The organism is Streptococcus mitis (genome assembly GCF_946190375.1).
In the GTDB taxonomy this organism is placed as follows: domain Bacteria; phylum Bacillota; class Bacilli; order Lactobacillales; family Streptococcaceae; genus Streptococcus; species Streptococcus mitis_CJ.
In genome coordinates this window covers 38140-55365 of record NZ_CAMIAF010000011.1, presented here as the reverse complement: position 1 = coordinate 55365, position 17226 = coordinate 38140, and the positions used below count along the sequence as shown (strand labels likewise).

Sequence of the window (17226 nt, the reverse complement as noted above, 5' to 3'; positions counted from 1 at the left end):
GAGAGTACGCCTGAAATTCTCAACATTATCATTACCCTTCTCGTTTTGGCAAGTGGGACAGCCTGTATCCTGGTTGCGATCATGAGAATCTATCAGAACAGACGGAAGTAATGGTGAATAGCTTTCGATTATTGTTAAATTCTCTTAATGCAAGCATATTTTCTGTGCTTGCTTTTTTAAATTTTTTACAATTCAAGATGTTTTGATTACAATTTATGATTTGAATGAAAAAAATTAATAAACAGTGATATACTAAACTTGTCAAAGTTGCAACAGGACAAAAATTAAAAATAAAAAGGAGTATTTGTCATGGATACAAAAATGATGGAACAATTTGAAATTATGGATACTGAAATGCTTGATCATATAGAGGGTGGGGATGTATCTGATATTTATAGAGGGTATGCCTATAATGAAAGTCCATTTGGTTCTTACCCTTCTATATTAAAAAATTCAGGTCCTTTTCCAGTAAGTGGGTACTGTCCGCGTGGTTATCGTGACCTTGGTTATATAGGAGCAGGTTTTCATTTATGTGGAATATAGACTGAAATATAAGAAATGAGGAAGAGTTTCTATGAAAAAGTATCAGTTTCTCTTCAAAATAAGTGCAGTCTTGTCTTACTTATTTTTCGTATTTGGCCTTTCTCAGATAACGCTTATAGTCCAAAATTATTGGCAATTTTCTTCTCAGATAGGAAATTTCTTCTGGATTCGAAATATCTTGAGTTTGCTATTTAGCGGAGTCATGATTTGGATTTTGGTTAAGACAGGCCATGGCTATCTCTTTCACATTCCAAGAAAAAAATGGCTTTGGTATTCGATTTTGACAGTATTAGTGATAGTGCTCCAGATCTCTTTTAACGTTATCTCTTTTAACGTTCAGACAGCTAAACATGCTCAGTCAACTGCTGAAGGTTGGGCTGTATTGATTGGTTATAGTGGGACTAACTTTGCTGAGCTAGGTATCTATATAACTTTGTTCTTTCTAGTGCCACTGATGGAAGAATTGATCTATAGGGGGTTGTTGCAACATGCTTTCTTTAAACATTCGCGATTTGGCCCTGATTTGCTTCTTCCTTCCATTTTGTTTGCTCTTCCTCATTTTTTAAGTCTGCCTAGTCTGTTAGATATTTTCGTTTTTACAACATTTGGAATCATTTTTGCTGGTTTGACTCGCTATACCAAGAGCATTTACCCATCCTATGCGGTGCATGTGATTAATAATATTGTAGCGACTTTACCATTTTTGCTCACTTTTCTACATAGGGTCTTGGGGTAAAAAAACAAAGTCTTGCTTTTCAGCCATAGAGGAGGTCATCATGTATAAACGCTTATTTTTCCTAGATTCCAAAACCTTAGACTGGTTGACGCCTTATATTCTGGTCTTGGCTTCTGATACCATTGCTTTTAATGTTTTTGTGCTAACCTTTGTATCTGCGGTGGTCTTTAATTCCCTAAATCCCATGCTAGCTTTTATGGCTATCTTCTTAGGAGCTGGCTATGTGGCCGGATTTTGGTTACTCAAATGGTTTGTTTTGGAAAGGTTAGAGCGGAAGGATGATGTGTAGGGAGGTTTGTTTCTTGAGGAGGATAATTTTATGGAGTTCTTTGATAAATTTCATGCCTTTTGTTTTGGATTTTTAGTATTACTAATCGTCATTACAGTTCCTTATACGATTAACCACGGGGATTTTTTTCAAAATGAATCTGCATTGATTATTGTAAGTTTTCTAGTAACCTCGCTAAGTGTTGCTTATGCTAGAAAGTTTGAAATGATTTCTTTTGGGATGTTAAGCAAGAAAGAACTTTTGCTGTTCATTGTAATCTTTCTTCTAAGTGTACTTGAGACGTTGGTTTATATTCATTTCTTCGCTGTTTCTTCTGGCGCAGGAGTTCAACACTTGTCGGAAGTTAGCAGAGGAATTTCTCTGTCTTTGATTTTGACTTCCTCAGTTTTTGGACCCATCCAGGAGGAACTCATTTTCAGAGGACTTCTTCAAGGTGCCGTTTTTGACAATTCTTGGTTAGGGCTTGTGCTCACTTCCTCTCTCTTTTCTTTCATGCATGGACCTTCTAATGTCCCTTCGTTTATTTTTTATCTACTTGGGGGCTTGTTACTGGGCTTTGCTTATAAAAAGAGCCAAAACCTATGGGTTTCTACTCTAGTTCACATGTTTTACAATGCTTGGCCACTCTTATATTATTTATAAAAATCATGAAAGGTAAGCAGAAGACGGTGCTTACCTTTTTCTTTCTATAAATTATAACCCAAACCACCCCATAGGCTTTTCTTTGAGAATCGGGTGTGGACCGGTTGACGAATAGGGCAAAAACTAGTAGAATAGTAAGGAAACTTTATACGGAGGAAAGAAATGGATTTGGGTGATAATGAGCTAACACTGACTCCCATACCTGGGAAAAGTGGTAAGGCTTATATGGGTAGCTATCCTGACGGGAAGCGCATCTTTGTAAAAATGAACACCTCTCCAATCCTACCTGGTCTAGCTAGAGAACAAATTGCTCCACAATTATTATGGAGCCGCCGTTTGGCAGATGGGCGTGATATGTGTGCTCAAGAATGGTTGACAGGCAAGATATTGACCCCCTATGATATGAATCGTAAGCAAATCGTCAATATTTTAACCCGCCTTCATCGCTCACGTCCGTTGATGACACAGTTGAGTCGCTTGGGCTATGCCATGGAAACACCTGTAGATTTACTACAGTCTTGGCGGGAAACGGCTCCAGATGCTTTGCGTAAAAATCATTTTATCAGTGAAGTGATGGCTGATTTACGTCAGACTATTCCAGGATTTAGAGAGGACTATGCGACCATTGTCCATGGAGATGTACGACATAGTAATTGGATTGAGACAGACAGTGGTTTGATTTATTTGGTGGATTGGGATTCGGTTCGCTTGACCGATCGCATGTTTGATGTGGCCCATATGCTCTGCCATTATATTCCAGAACATCAGTGGAAGGAATGGTTGACCTACTACGGTTACAAGTACAATCAGACGGTATTAAGTAAATTGTATTGGTACGGTCAATTGTCTTATTTGAGCCAGATTTCCAAGTATTATATGAACCAAGATTTAGAAAATGTCAATCGGGAGATTCATGGCTTGCGTCACTTCCGAGACAAGTATGGAAAGAGAAGATGAGAGTTAGAAATCGTAAAGGGGCAACAGAATTACTAGAGGCAAATCCCCAGTATGTGGTCCTCAATCCCTTGGAAGCCAAGGGAAAATGGCGGGACTTGTTTGGCAATGATAATCCCATTCATGTGGAAGTTGGGAGTGGAAAGGGTGCCTTTGTTTCAGGTATGGCCAAGCAAAACCCTGATATCAACTATATCGGGATTGATATTCAAAAGTCTGTTTTGAGCTACGCCTTGGACAAGGTGCTTGAAGTTGGAGTGCCTAATATCAAGCTCTTGTGGGTAGATGGTTCTGACTTGACTGACTACTTTGAAGACGGTGAGATCGACCGCTTGTATTTGAACTTTTCAGATCCTTGGCCTAAAAAACGCCATGAAAAGCGTCGTTTGACCTACAAGACCTTCTTGGATACCTTCAAACGTATCTTGCCTGAAAATGGAGAAATTCATTTCAAGACAGATAACCGTGGATTGTTTGAGTACAGTTTAGTGAGCTTTTCTCAGTATGGCATGAAGCTCAATGGTGTCTGGCTTGATTTACATGCCAGTGATTTTGAAGGCAATGTCATGACAGAATACGAGCAAAAATTCTCCAACAAGGGGCAAGTTATCTACCGAGTTGAGGCAGAATTTTAAGAAATGGCCTAAAATCAGGCTGTACAAGTGCTTTTGCTTTACATAAATAGTAAAAAGTGCTATACTGTAAGTAAGAATATGAGAAAGAGAGGCGGGGAAATATCTTCGCCTCTTGCTTATGAGGAGGTGGACGCAATCGCAACAATCGTAGAATTAGTCAGAGAAGTTGTAGAACCTGTCATTCAATCACCTTTCGAACTCGTGGATATCGAGTATGGAAAGATTGGCAGTGACATGATTCTCAGTATTTTTGTAGATAAACCTGAAGGAATTACCTTGAACGACACGGCAGACTTGACAGAAATGATCAGTCCTGTCCTAGACACCATCAAGCCAGATCCCTTCCCAGAACAATATTTCCTAGAAATCACCAGTCCAGGCTTGGAACGTCCTTTGAAAACCAAGGATGCCGTCGCTGGAGCAGTTGGGAAATACATCCATGTCGGGCTCTACCAAGCCATCGATAAGCAAAAGGTCTTTGAAGGAACCTTGTTGGCCTTCGAAGAGGATGAGTTGACTATGGAATATATGGACAAGACGCGTAAGAAAACTGTCCACATTCCGTACAGTTTAGTATCCAAAGCACGTTTAGCAGTAAAATTATAGAAAAGAAAGGATAGCTTTTGAGGATTCAAAAGTGAAGAAAACATGAGTAAAGAAATGCTAGAGGCCTTCCGCATTTTGGAAGAAGACAAGGGAATCAAAAAAGAAGATATCATCGACGCAGTAGTAGAGTCGCTTCGTTCCGCTTATCGCAGACGCTATGGTCAGTCAGACAGTGTAGCTATTGATTTCAACGAAAAAACAGGTGACTTTACAGTTTATACTGTCCGTGAAGTGGTTGATGAAGTATTTGATAGCCGTTTGGAAATCAGCTTGAAAGATGCTCTTGCCATTAATTCAGCCTATGAACTTGGAGACAAAATCAAGTTTGAAGAAGCACCTGCTGAGTTTGGTCGTGTAGCAGCCCAATCTGCCAAACAAACCATCATGGAAAAAATGCGCAAGCAAACACGTGCCATCACTTACAATACTTACAAAGAACATGAGCAAGAAATCATGTCTGGTACAGTAGAACGCTTTGACAACCGCTTCATCTATGTCAATCTTGGTAGTATCGAAGCCCAATTGTCAAAACAAGATCAAATCCCTGGAGAAGTTTTTGCTTCTCATGATCGTATCGAAGTGTATGTCTACAAGGTTGAAGACAACCCTCGCGGTGTGAATGTCTTTGTTAGCCGTAGCCATCCAGAAATGATCAAACGCTTGATGGAGCAAGAAATTCCAGAAGTTTATGATGGAACTGTTGAAATCATGAGCGTGGCTCGTGAAGCTGGTGACCGTACGAAGGTTGCCGTTCGTAGCCACAATCCAAACGTGGACGCTATCGGTACAATCGTTGGACGTGGTGGTGCTAACATCAAGAAAATTACTAGCAAATTCCACCCAGCTCGCTACGATGCTAAAAATGACCGTATGGTGCCAATCGAAGAAAATATCGATGTTATCGAGTGGGTAGCAGATCCAGCTGAATTTATCTACAATGCCATCGCTCCTGCTGAAGTTGACCAAGTTATCTTTGACGAAAACGACAGCAAACGTGCCTTGGTGGTTGTTCCAGATAACAAGCTTTCTCTTGCCATCGGTCGTCGTGGGCAAAACGTTCGCTTGGCGGCTCACTTGACTGGTTACCGTATCGATATCAAGTCTGCTAGCGAATTTGAAGCCATGGAAGAAGCTGCTTCAGTAGAGTTGGAAGCAGAAAACGATACTATCGAAGAATAAAAGCTGCTAGAGGAGGGAAAGATGAAAACGAGAAAAATCCCTTTGCGCAAGTCTGTTGTGTCCAATGAAGTGATTGATAAGCGGGATTTGCTCCGGATTGTCAAAAACAAGGAAGGACAAGTCTTTATCGATCCGACAGGCAAGGCCAACGGCCGTGGCGCTTATATCAAGCTAGACAATGCAGAAGCCTTAGAGGCGAAAAAGAAGAAGGTCTTTAACCGCAGCTTTAGCATGGAAGTGGATGAAAGCTTTTATGACGAGTTGATCGCTTATGTGGATCACAAAGTGAAAAGAAGAGAGTTAGGACTTGAATAAGCAAAAGATAAGTAATCTCTTGGGACTTGCTCAGCGAGCAGGGCGTATCATATCGGGTGAAGAATTGGTGGTCAAGGCTGTTCAAGACGGCAAGGCCCAGTTGGTCTTTCTAGCCCATGATGCTGGCCCCAATCTGACCAAGAAGATTCAAGATAAAAGTCATTATTATCAAGTAGAAATTGTAACCGTGTTTTCAACACTGGAATTAAGCATAGCAGTCGGAAAATCGAGAAAGGTTTTGGCTGTGACAGATGCTGGATTTACAAAGAAAATGAGGTCTCTTATGGAATAGAAGAGGAGGACATGATTTGTCTAAGAAAAGATTGTACGAAATCGCAAAAGAACTTGGAAAAGAAAGTAAAGAAGTTGTAGCGCGTGCAAAAGAGTTGGGCTTGGATGTGAAAAGCCACTCATCAAGTGTGGAAGAAGCTGTCGCTGCAAAAATCGCTGCCAGCTTTAAGCCTGCAGCTGCTCCGAAAGTAGAAGCAAAACCTGCAGAACCAAAAGCAAGTGCAGAAAAGAAAGCCGAAAAATCTGAGTCAGCGAAACTAGCTGTAGCCAAGGAAGAGGCAAAAGCGGCTGAACCAGTTGCTCCTAAAACAGAAAAAGCAGCAGCTAAACCGCAAAGTCGTAATTTCAAGGCTGAGCGTGAAGCCCGTGCCAAAGAGCAGGCAGAACGACGCAAGCAAAATAAGGGCAATAACCGTGACCAACAACAAAACGGCAACCGTCAGAAAAACGACGGTCGCAATGGTGGAAAACAAGGTCAAGGCAACCGCGACAATCGTCGCTTTAATGATCAAGCTAAGAAACAGCAAGGTCAGCAAAGTCGTGGAAACGATCGCCGTCAACAAGAGGACAAACGTCCAAATCAAGCAGCTCCACGTGTTGACTTTAAAGCCCGTGCAGCAGCCCTAAAAGCAGAGCAAAATGCAGAGTACGCACGTTCAAGCGAGGAACGCTTCAAGCAGTATCAAGCTGCTAAAGAAGCCTTGGCTCAAGCTAACAAACGCAAGGAACCAGAGGAAATCTTTGAAGAAGTGGCTAAGTTAGCTGAACAAGCGCAACAAGCACAGCAAGTTCAAGCAGTGGTTGAAGTCGTCCCTGAGAAAAAAGAACCTGCAGTGGATACACGTCGTAAAAAACAAGCTCGACCAGACAAAAATCGTGACGATTATGATCATGAAGAAGATGGTCCTAGGAAACAACAAAAGAATCGAAGTAGTCAAAATCAAGTGAGAAATCAAAAGAATAGTAACTGGAATAACAACAAAAAGAATAAAAAAGGCAATAACAAGAACAACCGTAATCAGAATCCAAAACCTGTTACGGAGCGTAAATTCCATGAATTGCCAACAGAATTTGAATATACAGATGGTATGACCGTTGCGGAAATCGCAAAACGTATCAAACGTGAACCAGCTGAAATCGTTAAGAAACTCTTTATGATGGGTGTCATGGCCACACAAAACCAATCCTTGGATGGCGAAACAATTGAACTCCTCATGGTGGATTACGGTATCGAAGCCAAACAAAAAGTTGAAGTGGATAATGCCGACATCGAACGTTTCTTTGTCGAAGATGGTTATCTCAATGAAGATGAATTGGTAGAGCGTCCACCAGTTGTAACTATCATGGGACACGTTGACCACGGTAAAACAACACTCCTAGATACCCTTCGTAACTCTCGTGTTGCGACAGGTGAAGCAGGTGGTATCACTCAGCATATCGGTGCCTACCAAATTGTGGAAAATGGTAAGAAGATTACCTTCCTTGATACACCAGGACACGCGGCCTTTACATCTATGCGTGCGCGTGGTGCTTCTGTTACCGATATTACTATCTTGGTCGTAGCGGCAGATGACGGGGTTATGCCTCAGACTATCGAAGCCATTAACCACTCAAAAGCGGCCAACGTTCCAATCATCGTAGCCATTAACAAGATTGATAAACCAGGTGCTAACCCAGAACGCGTGATCGGTGAATTGGCAGAGCACGGAGTTATGTCAACAGCTTGGGGTGGAGATTCTGAATTTGTTGAAATTTCAGCTAAATTCAACCAAAATATCGAAGAATTGTTGGAAACAGTCCTTCTTGTGGCTGAAATCCAAGAACTCAAGGCAGACCCAACAGTGCGTGCGATCGGTACAGTTATCGAAGCGCGCTTGGATAAAGGAAAAGGTGCGGTTGCAACTCTTCTTGTTCAACAAGGTACCTTGAATGTTCAAGACCCAATCGTTGTCGGAAATACCTTCGGTCGTGTCCGTGCTATGACCAATGACCTTGGTCGTCGTGTTAAGGTAGCAGGCCCATCAACGCCAGTTTCTATCACAGGTTTGAACGAAGCGCCAATGGCTGGTGACCACTTTGCTGTCTACGAAGATGAAAAATCTGCGCGTGCAGCAGGTGAAGAGCGTGCCAAACGTGCCCTCATGAAACAACGTCAAGCTACCCAACGTGTCAGCCTTGAAAACCTCTTTGATACCCTTAAAGCTGGTGAACTCAAATCTGTTAACGTTATCATTAAGGCTGACGTACAAGGTTCTGTTGAAGCCCTTTCTGCCTCACTTCAAAAGATCGATGTGGAAGGTGTTAAAGTTACCATCGTTCACTCAGCGGTTGGTGCCATCAATGAATCTGATGTAACACTTGCGGAAGCTTCAAATGCCTTTATCGTTGGTTTCAACGTACGCCCTACACCACAAGCTCGTCAACAAGCAGAAGCTGACGATGTGGAAATCCGTCTCCACAGCATTATCTACAAGGTTATCGAAGAGATGGAAGAAGCTATGAAAGGGATGCTTGATCCAGAATTTGAAGAAAAAGTTATCGGTGAAGCAGTTATCCGTGAAACCTTCAAGGTGTCTAAAGTGGGAACTATCGGTGGATTCATGGTTATCAACGGTAAGGTTACCCGTGACTCTAAAGTCCGTGTTATCCGTGACGGTGTCGTTATCTATGATGGCGAACTTGCAAGCTTGAAACACTACAAAGACGACGTCAAAGAAGTTACAAACGGTCGTGAAGGTGGATTGATGATAGATGGCTACAATGATATCAAGATGGATGATGTGATTGAGGCCTATGTCATGGAAGAAATCAAACGATAAGACTTTTTGCTCCTTTCTTAGGTGGTGAGGGAAGCAAGCAAACCGATGGTTTCATTGCTTATTTTTGAGCCTAGGGTCTCAAAAATCCCCTGTGATGGGACTGATAAATCAGTTCCATCACTTTCACCACGGCGAAAGAAGCAGATGATTTCAAATTGAACTTCGTTCCAATTTGAAATGAAAATCAATAAATTTAAAAATAGCTAGGTCTGCTGGCCTAGCTTTTGGTTCAAAGTAGAGAAAGGAATATCATGGCAAATCATTTCCGTACGGACCGTGTGGGCATGGAAATCAAGCGTGAAGTCAATGAGATTTTGCAAAAGAAAGTCCGTGATCCGCGTGTCCAAGGTGTGACCATCACAGATGTTCAGATGCTAGGTGACTTGTCTGTAGCCAAGGTTTACTACACTATTTTGAGTAACCTTGCTTCGGATAATCAAAAAGCTCAAATCGGGCTTGAAAAAGCAACTGGTACTATCAAACGTGAACTTGGTCGCAATTTGAAATTGTACAAAATCCCAGATTTGACCTTCGTCAAAGACGAATCCATCGAGTATGGAAACAAGATTGACGAGATGCTACGCAATCTGGATAAGAACTAAGAAGAGGGGCAACCCTCTTTTTTGGTGGGTGAAAATAGGTGGAATTTGAAATGGAAAAATATTCTTTTAAAAAAGGGATTCTGTATTTTTAAATGTTAGCTAATCAGAAAATACTTTTTTTTTTTAGCAAATATGATATGATGATTTCATAAATAAAAGGAGATTCTATCAATGAATAATGTAAAAAAAGTTTGTCGTTTAGCTTTGCTATGTCTTTCCGTCTCTACTCTAGTTGCTTGTAGTTCTCTTTCTGAAAAAACAAGCAGCTCTTCTAGTGAGAATCAAACAGAAGCTTCATCTAGTAGTTCTGAGAAGAAAGGGTTGTTTGCTAAAGCAAAAGAAAAACTCAGTTCAAGCGATTTTAACCCACAAGATGTTAGCGATACGACAATTGAGTCTATAAAAACCTATGAAGATTACTTAATTATGAATGAGAAAATAATCGATAATTACTATACAGAAGCAGACGAAGCCTTTAAAGGGACTGTTTTAGAAGATAGTGCTGCTATCCAAGAACTGAAAGATAGCACTAAAAAAGAAATGGAAGATTTGAAAAAACAATATGGTCCACTAAAGAAAGCACCGATTCAAGGGAAAGAAGAAGTGATTAAGACTCTAAAAGATTATCGTGATAATCTACATGAACAAGTGGAGCAGTGGAAAGCTAGTCTTTAATAGGAAGAGTGGAGTTCAATATGGATTATCAATTATTGCCACATGAATATATGGTTATGAATAGTGACCATGTGAGTTTTGGGAAAAATGGTTTGTCTACAGATGAATTAATTTTAACGAATCTACACTTAATATATATCAAAAAAGGTTTGTGGGGAGGAAAAAAAGATCAAGTTACCATACCCATTAACCAGATTAAAATTTTTGAAGGGAAACCTCAAGTTTCAGTAACCAAAACCAATGGTGTGAAACGGCTGGAAATTTATTATAATGGCGGACAAGCTATCTTTTCATTTAATAATACTAAGGATACTGATAAGTGGGCTAGAAACATTATTAAATTGATTTCAGGTGATACAAGCAATTTTGAAACCTTGGGAGATAGTAGCTTGTTCGGAGCAGATGTTTTGGCAGAAACATTTAAGGATACATTTGACACTTTTAAAGCGGGGCTTGGGATTAAGGATGCAGAGCCAGAAAAGATTTCAACCAAGTGTAGCTTTTGTGGAGCACCTTTGTCAGGTCAAGTGAAGCAAACAGTGAGATGTGCCTATTGTGATATGGAGCAGAGTTTATAAGGGGGCAATTAAATGGGGTTGATAAAAGCAATCACAGATTCTATTGGTGGGACATTTGCAGATCAGTGGAAAGAAATTATCACAGTTCATGCTTTTGATGAACATACAGCTGTAAGTCCCGGTATTGTTCAAGAAAGTAATAATGGTAGGGGTGTCAATACGAAGGGATCTGTAGGTGTTATTTCCAACGGATCCAAGATTTTTATTCCAGAAAATACTGCTGCCTTTATCTTTAGTCAGTCTGGTATCGAGGAAATTATTACAGAACCAGGTGGATATGAATACCAAAATGGTGAGAGCAGTGTTTTTAACGGTGATGGATTGAAAAAGTCACTGTTTGACAATGTTGTTAATCGTGTTGGATTCGGTGGTCAAAGTGATCAGCAAAAACAGATTTGTTTTGTTAATTTGAGAGAAATTCGTGATATTAAATTTGGAACTCGCGGTCCAGTCATGTATAATGATTTGTTTTATGGGACAGATTTAGAAGTACGTGCTTTTGGAACATTTTCTATCCAAATTACAGATGCTAAGCAATTTATCAGAAACTTTCTTCCTGCCAATGTGACTTATTATACCTTTGATAGCGCTCAAGCTAGATCACAAATAGTGACAGAATTTCTTCAATCTTTTATTGTTGCACTTAATTCCTTGTCAACAATTTATCGTATTTCACAATTACCTTCACAAGCTGCAGTTCTTGCGGAACAGGTATCAAATGATGGACAGTATGCAGGGACTTGGAAAGAACGTTTTGGATTTGAGATTGTAAAAGTTGCCATTGCTAATATTGAGTTCTCACCAGAATCTAAGGAATTGGTTAAACAATTTTCATCAAATAAGATGAATTTAAAAGCTTATGATGATGTATCGCAGAAATCTTCTAATATTGCAGCACAACAAAAAATTGCATCAGGAGTGGAGCAACATGGTCTAGGTGATAGTGCTGGAATGATATTTGGAATGAATATGGCTCAAAGTTTAGATGAAAAAGCCATGAAAGCAAGTTTATCATTAGATGAGCAAATCGAAGCACTTACAAAACTAAAATCTCTTTTAGATGCAGGTATATTATCTCAGGAAGAATTTGATCGAAAGAAAAAAGAAATTATGGATTTATAAGATAAAGCTCGAAAGTTCATAGTTAGTGTGTATTCAAGGAACATTTTAGGTGAAACAATAATAGACTATCGTTCACAGATAGAATATCATGTTGTAAAGGTAGGAGTTGAATATTTTAGCTGTCTCTACAAAGACTATTAAAAATCTTTAACAAATAAGTTGCTAAGGATTTTTTGAAAATTTTTGAGGGGAATTTGAAACATACTTTAAAAGAGTATGCTATCATAGAATATAACTTACAGAAGTAAAAGGAGTTTGTATATGGCTGAACAAGAGTTAGCTATGCAAGTATTACAACAAGTGGTAAAACTACCAGTTGTTAAGGTTGATCGTTCGAAATTTTTAGTGGATAAGTTTTCCAAAGAATTGGATCCACAGGACATTCCTACTTTATTAGAACAAGGACCAACGTCTCTCTTATCTCAAGAAATCTTAGATCGAGTGGCTAATGCCTGTATTAGGGATAATGTTTTATTAGCGAGTGGAACCTCTGTTTTGGCAGGATTACCTGGAGGGATTGCTATGGCAATTACCATTCCAGCTGATGTGGCTCAATTTTATGGTTTCTCTCTGAAATTGGCTCAAGAATTAGGTTATATTTATGGTTATGAGGATCTTTGGGCTTCACGCGAGGAGTTGAGTGAAGATGCTCAAAATACCCTCTTGCTTTATCTAGGCGTAATGTTGGGGGTGAATGGAACCGCTGCCTTGTTACGTGCAGGTGGTATAACAATTGCCAAACAGGTAATGAAAACAGTGCCTAATAAAGCTTTAACAAAGACGCTTTGGTACCCTATTTTGAAAAAAGTCTTAAAAATATTTGGTGTGAATCTGACCAAGGGAGGGTTGGCCAAAGGAATGGGGAAATTCATACCTATCTTGGGTGGTATCATTTCAGGTGGTTTAACCTTTGCAACTATGAAACCAATGGGTGAAAGCTTGCAGAAAGAATTGTCTAAACTAGTCAACTATAGTGAAGTTCAATATCAAGAAGATGTTGAAACAATCCGAAAAGAGGCTGAAATAATCGAGGGGGAGTGAGATGAATCCTATCAAAGTTTTTGCTAAAATCTATGGAAATTATTTTTTGACCGTGCAAGGTGTAAAAGTAATGAAAACGATAAAGAAAGATGACAATGTTGTTGTCGGTCTAGGTAAACTTTTTATTGCAGACAAGTTAATGGATACGGCTCGGTGGCTCATCAAGCCAGAGGAGAGAGAATGAAATTTTTTTGGGGTCTTCTTGCTATTCTTTTTATCAAACCGATTATTGGAATTATGAAATTCCTGTGGATGATCATCTCTTTTGCAGTCCAATTGCTGTTTTACAAGCTATTATTTAAAATATTGGATTTGTTCTTTAAACTTATTTAGATGGTAATCCAAGTCTCAGAGAACTAGTAAGTCTTGTACTGCTAGTTTTTTAATCTCTTTCCATATGGTATAATATAAGCAGTAAAATCATTTTAGAACATACAATGGAGGTCGTCATGGACAATATCATCGATGTGTCAATTCCTGTTGCAGAAGTAGTGGACAAGCATCCAGAAGTCTTGGAAATCCTAGTGGAGTTGGGTTTTAAACCCCTTGCCAATCCCTTAATGCGCAACACAGTTGGTCGTAAAGTATCGCTCAAACAGGGTTCTAAGCTGGAAGGTACTCCTATGGACAAGATTGTCCGCACGCTGGAAGCAAACGGCTATGAAGTGATTGGGTTAGACTAATGGCAGATGAACGGATTCATGTCCTGCGGGATATTTTGTTAGAATTGCACAATGGTGCCTCTCCTGAGTCAGTTCAGGAGCGTTTTGATGCGACCTTTACAGGTGTGTCAGCCATCGAGATTTCTCTCATGGAGCACGAGCTGATGAACTCAGACTCGGGCGTCACCTTTGAAGATGTTATGGAACTCTGTGATGTCCATGCTAATCTTTTTAAAAATGCTATTAAAGGTGTCGAAGTAGAGGATACTGAGCATCCAGGTCACCCAGTTCGGGTCTTTAAGGAAGAAAATCTGGCCCTCCGTGCAGCTTTGATTCGCATTCGGAGACTGTTAGATACCTATGAGTCTATGGAAGATGAAGAGATGCTTGCGGAGATGCGTAAAGGCTTGGTGCGTCAGATGGGACTTTTGGGGCAATTTGACATCCACTACCAACGTAAGGAAGAACTTTTCTTTCCTATCATGGAGCGCTATGGACACGATTCACCTCCCAAAGTTATGTGGGGAGTGGATGACCAGATTAGGGGACTATTTCAAACAACTTTAGCGACAGCCAAGTCACTACCAGAAGTGTCGATTAGCAGTGTAAAAGAAGCTTTTGAAGCCTTTGCGACAGAGTTTGAAAGTATGATTTTCAAGGAAGAGTCCATCCTTCTCATGATTCTCCTTGAGTCCTTTACTCAGGATGATTGGCTTCAGATTGCAGAGGAGAGCGATTCCTATGGTTATGCCATCATCCGTCCGTCTGAGAAATGGGTGCCAGAAAGACAGAGTTTTGTTGAGGAAAAGAGTGCAGAGGAGCCCGTACAGCTAGATATGGCAGAAGGTCAAGTTCAACAAGTTATTGATACGCCAGAAGGACAGTTTACCATTACATTTACCCCTAAGGAAAAGGAAGCAGTGCTGGACCGTCATAGTCAGCAGGCTTTTGGCAATGGCTATCTTTCAGTCGAGCAGGCCAATCTCATCCTCAATCACCTCCCTATGGAGATTACCTTTGTCAATAAAGACGATATTTTCCAGTATTACAATGACAATACGCCAGCTGATGAGATGATTTTCAAACGGACCCCGTCCCAAGTTGGGCGCAATGTCGAACTCTGCCATCCGCCTAAGTACTTGGACAAGGTCAAGACCATCATGAAGGGACTTCGTGAGGGAAGCAAAGACAAGTATGAAATGTGGTTCAAGTCAGAGTCGCGAGGCAAGTTTGTCCACATCACTTATGCTGCAGTGCACGATGAAGAGGGAGAATTCCAAGGTGTGCTGGAGTATGTTCAGGATATCCAGCCCTACCGTGAGATTGACACGGACTATTTCCGTGGATTAGAATAAGGAGAAAAAATGAGTTACGAACAAGAATTTATGAAGGAATTTGAAGCCTGGGTCAATACCCAAATCATGATCAACGACATGGCGCACAAGGAAAGTCAAAAAGTTTACGAAGAAGACCAAGACGAGCGTGCCAAAGATGCCATGATTCGCTACGAAAGCCGCTTGGATGCTTATCAGTTCTTGCTTGGTAAGTTTGAAAACTTCAAGGCAGGTAAGGGATTCCATGATTTACCAGATGGCTTGTTTGGTGAGCGAAATTATTAAACGAGAAAGATTCTTGATTTTTTACTAAAATCTTGATAGAATATTTATATTAAATCCTTGTCAGAGCAGGGATTTTTTATTGAAAGGATTTTATCATGTCAAAGAAACTCAATCGTAAAAAACAATTACGAAATAGCCTCCGTCGTGCAGGTGCTTTTTCAAGTACTGTGACTAAGGTTGTAGAAGAGACAAAAAAAGTCGTGAAACGTGCAGAGCAGTCAGCGAGCCAAGCTGGTAAGGCTGTTTCTAAAAAGGTTGAACAAGCAGTAGAAGCTACCAAAGAGCAAGCTCAAAAAGTAGCCAATTCTGTAGAAGATTTTGCAGAAAATTTGGGTGGACTTCCACTTGATCGTGCCAAAACTTTCTATGATGAAGGAATCAAGTCTGCTTCAGATTTCAAAAACTGGACTGAAAAAGAACTCCTTGCCTTGAAAGGAATCGGCCCAGCTACAATCAAGAAATTGAAGGAAAATGGTATCAAGTTCAAGTAATTTTTCTTGTGCCTTGCATTTCCGAAAAAATCTTGCTACAATAGAGCCATTAGAGGTGTTTTGAATCCCATATTTTACAGAAAGTGGCGGTGCTGAGAAGTCCACAAATGTGTCAAAACTGGTTGCTAATGGATGAAAAATTGAAATAAAAGTGTCTTTTTGTTTTAAAGACGAGAGTTGCGGGCAACTGCCCGAAATTGGGTGGTACCGCGGATAAATACATTCGTCCCTGTCATGTAGATGGCAGGGATTTTCTTTTGCGTCTTAGTAAAAGGAGGTTGTTATGAAGCAATCTTTTAAAACAAGTAAACTCTACTATGGATTTCCTATTTTCATTTTGGGGTATCAGGATCAGAATTTTGGGTACAATATTACGACCTGTAGCTCATCCTATAGTTTGGGAAATTGGCTAGTCATCGGTGTTGGTGCTGAGGAAAATGCGGCTGAGCAAATCAAGCATTACCAGAAGTTTACTGTGAATATCCCTGATGAAAATCTCATGCTCGAGATGGAGCAGGCTGGTTTTATCAGTCATCGAGAGAAATTGAAACACCTGGGGCTAGACTACGAGATTTCTGAACGGACTCAGGCACCGATTTTAGAGGCTTGTCCAGTCGTTTTAGAATGTCAAGTTGATAGAATTATCGAGGAAGACGGTATTTGTCACATCTTTGCCAAGATTATCGAACGACTGGTTGCTCCAGAACTTTTGGATGACAAGGGGCATTTTAAAAATGACCGTTTTGCGCCGACTTACTTTATGGGGGATGGCCACCAGCGCGTTTATCGTTATCTAGATGACCGAGTAGACCCTATGGGGAGCTTCATTAAGAAAGCGAGGAAGAAGGATGACAAGAGCTGAGTTGCCAGATAAAATCGAAACAGAACGTCTCGTTTTATGAGTCCGCACAGTGGCGGATGCTGAGGATATCCATGCTTACGCCAGTCTCCCAGAAGTCTCTTCCCCAGCTGGTTTTCTACCCGTCAAGACCTTGGAAGATGAGATTTATTATCTAGAGCATATCCTTCCTGAGCGCAATCAAAAGGAAAATCTCCAGCTGGCTATGGGATTGTCGTCAAAGGGACTGATAAAGTGATCGGATCTGTTGATTTCAATCATCGTCATGAAGATGATGTTCTAGAACTTGGCTATACCTTATCCCCAGACTATTGGGGGCTAGGATATGTGCCAGAAGCGGCGCGTGCCTTGATTGACTTAGGCTTTAAAGAATTGGGTCTTCACAAGATTGAACTAACTTGCTTTGGATATAACCTTCAAAGTCAACGAGTCGCGGAAAAGCTTGGCTTTACCCTCGAAGCTCGCATCCGAGACCGTAAAGATGTTCAAGGAAACCGCTGTGATGATTTGAGATATGGCTTGCTGAGGAGTGAGTGGGAGGGTTTAAACTGTTAGTCGAACTGTTCGA

23 protein-coding genes and 1 pseudogene are annotated in these 17226 nt (G+C 40.5%); all 24 read left to right on the top strand.

Annotated features, from left to right (window positions below; all coding sequences use genetic code 11):
* Window positions 1-309: 309 nt before the first annotated feature.
* The 24 genes and pseudogenes from N8M09_RS06515 to N8M09_RS06400 all read left to right on the top strand — a co-directional run bounded on the left by N8M09_RS06515 (window position 310) and on the right by N8M09_RS06400 (window position 17213).
* Entirely contained in the window at window positions 310-543 is a 234-nt protein-coding gene (locus N8M09_RS06515) for a bacteriocin class II family protein (protein ID WP_049521277.1), read from the top strand.
* A gap of 31 nt (window positions 544-574) precedes the next feature.
* Window positions 575-1279, top strand: coding sequence for a CPBP family intramembrane glutamic endopeptidase (locus N8M09_RS06510; protein WP_261064627.1), 705 nt, complete (start codon window positions 575-577; stop codon window positions 1277-1279).
* Window positions 1280-1319: 40 nt separating this feature from the next.
* Complete coding sequence (blpZ, locus tag N8M09_RS06505) at window positions 1320-1568, top strand: immunity protein BlpZ (protein ID WP_261064625.1); 249 nt, start codon at window positions 1320-1322, stop codon at window positions 1566-1568.
* Between the two features lie 30 nt (window positions 1569-1598).
* A complete protein-coding gene (locus N8M09_RS06500) occupies window positions 1599-2210 on the top strand; it encodes a CPBP family intramembrane glutamic endopeptidase (protein ID WP_261064624.1) in 612 nt (203 codons plus the stop codon).
* Window positions 2211-2372: 162 nt separating this feature from the next.
* Window positions 2373-3167: a cell cycle regulator CcrZ gene (gene ccrZ, locus N8M09_RS06495; protein WP_261064621.1), complete on the top strand. Its 795-nt coding sequence runs from the start codon at window positions 2373-2375 to the stop codon at window positions 3165-3167.
* Window positions 3164-3799: a tRNA (guanosine(46)-N7)-methyltransferase TrmB gene (trmB, locus tag N8M09_RS06490; protein WP_001266094.1), complete on the top strand. Its 636-nt coding sequence runs from the start codon at window positions 3164-3166 to the stop codon at window positions 3797-3799. Before ccrZ ends, trmB begins: the two co-directional genes overlap by 4 nt.
* Window positions 3800-3925: 126 nt before the next feature.
* On the top strand, window positions 3926-4405 hold the full coding sequence (rimP, locus tag N8M09_RS06485) for a ribosome maturation factor RimP (RefSeq protein WP_261064648.1): 480 nt from the start codon (window positions 3926-3928) through the stop codon (window positions 4403-4405).
* 42 nt (window positions 4406-4447) lie between these two features.
* Window positions 4448-5584 (top strand): transcription termination factor NusA, encoded by a 1137-nt coding sequence (gene nusA / locus N8M09_RS06480; protein WP_261064619.1) that lies wholly within the window; start codon window positions 4448-4450, stop codon window positions 5582-5584.
* Window positions 5585-5605: 21 nt separating this feature from the next.
* Window positions 5606-5899 carry an RNase P modulator RnpM gene (gene rnpM, locus N8M09_RS06475; protein WP_000857561.1) on the top strand — a complete coding sequence of 98 codons (294 nt, stop codon included), beginning with the start codon at window positions 5606-5608 and terminating at the stop codon, window positions 5897-5899.
* The gene (locus N8M09_RS06470) at window positions 5892-6191 is read left to right on the top strand and encodes a YlxQ-related RNA-binding protein (protein WP_261064617.1); all 300 of its coding nucleotides are present in this window, start codon (window positions 5892-5894) and stop codon (window positions 6189-6191) included. Before rnpM ends, N8M09_RS06470 begins: the two co-directional genes overlap by 8 nt.
* Window positions 6192-6207: 16 nt before the next feature.
* Window positions 6208-9009: a translation initiation factor IF-2 gene (gene infB, locus N8M09_RS06465; protein WP_261064616.1), complete on the top strand. Its 2802-nt coding sequence runs from the start codon at window positions 6208-6210 to the stop codon at window positions 9007-9009.
* A 251-nt stretch (window positions 9010-9260) separates the two neighbouring features.
* Window positions 9261-9611 (top strand): 30S ribosome-binding factor RbfA, encoded by a 351-nt coding sequence (gene rbfA / locus N8M09_RS06460; RefSeq protein ID WP_001273601.1) that lies wholly within the window; start codon window positions 9261-9263, stop codon window positions 9609-9611.
* A gap of 171 nt (window positions 9612-9782) precedes the next feature.
* Complete coding sequence (locus tag N8M09_RS06455; RefSeq protein WP_001067003.1) at window positions 9783-10286, top strand: hypothetical protein; 504 nt, start codon at window positions 9783-9785, stop codon at window positions 10284-10286.
* A 20-nt stretch (window positions 10287-10306) separates the two neighbouring features.
* Window positions 10307-10864, top strand: a complete 558-nt coding sequence (locus tag N8M09_RS06450) for a C1 domain-containing protein (protein WP_261021205.1) — start codon at window positions 10307-10309, stop codon at window positions 10862-10864.
* A 12-nt stretch (window positions 10865-10876) separates the two neighbouring features.
* Complete coding sequence (locus tag N8M09_RS06445) at window positions 10877-11986, top strand: SPFH domain-containing protein (RefSeq protein ID WP_261064613.1); 1110 nt, start codon at window positions 10877-10879, stop codon at window positions 11984-11986.
* A gap of 261 nt (window positions 11987-12247) precedes the next feature.
* On the top strand, window positions 12248-13027 hold the full coding sequence (locus tag N8M09_RS06440) for a hypothetical protein (protein ID WP_050390377.1): 780 nt from the start codon (window positions 12248-12250) through the stop codon (window positions 13025-13027).
* A 1-nt stretch (window position 13028) separates the two neighbouring features.
* A complete protein-coding gene (locus N8M09_RS06435) occupies window positions 13029-13211 on the top strand; it encodes a hypothetical protein (protein WP_261064608.1) in 183 nt (60 codons plus the stop codon).
* Entirely contained in the window at window positions 13208-13360 is a 153-nt protein-coding gene (locus N8M09_RS06430) for a hypothetical protein (RefSeq protein ID WP_261064606.1), read from the top strand. Before N8M09_RS06435 ends, N8M09_RS06430 begins: the two co-directional genes overlap by 4 nt.
* A 116-nt stretch (window positions 13361-13476) precedes the next feature.
* Window positions 13477-13710, top strand: a complete 234-nt coding sequence (locus N8M09_RS06425) for a DUF1858 domain-containing protein (protein WP_000368739.1) — start codon at window positions 13477-13479, stop codon at window positions 13708-13710.
* A complete protein-coding gene (locus N8M09_RS06420) occupies window positions 13710-15044 on the top strand; it encodes a DUF438 domain-containing protein (RefSeq protein ID WP_261064604.1) in 1335 nt (444 codons plus the stop codon). The genes N8M09_RS06425 and N8M09_RS06420 overlap by 1 nt, the downstream gene beginning before the upstream one ends.
* Before the next feature lie 9 nt (window positions 15045-15053).
* Window positions 15054-15308 (top strand): DUF1912 family protein, encoded by a 255-nt coding sequence (locus N8M09_RS06415; RefSeq protein WP_000119706.1) that lies wholly within the window; start codon window positions 15054-15056, stop codon window positions 15306-15308.
* Between the two features lie 95 nt (window positions 15309-15403).
* Window positions 15404-15799 carry a helix-hairpin-helix domain-containing protein gene (locus N8M09_RS06410; protein ID WP_261064603.1) on the top strand — a complete coding sequence of 132 codons (396 nt, stop codon included), beginning with the start codon at window positions 15404-15406 and terminating at the stop codon, window positions 15797-15799.
* Window positions 15800-16082: 283 nt separating this feature from the next.
* Window positions 16083-16661 (top strand): flavin reductase family protein, encoded by a 579-nt coding sequence (locus N8M09_RS06405; protein WP_261064601.1) that lies wholly within the window; start codon window positions 16083-16085, stop codon window positions 16659-16661.
* Window positions 16648-17213 (top strand): annotated as a pseudogene (locus tag N8M09_RS06400) (GNAT family N-acetyltransferase). The gene N8M09_RS06405 and the pseudogene N8M09_RS06400 overlap by 14 nt, the downstream one beginning before the upstream one ends.
* Window positions 17214-17226 lie beyond the last annotated feature (13 nt).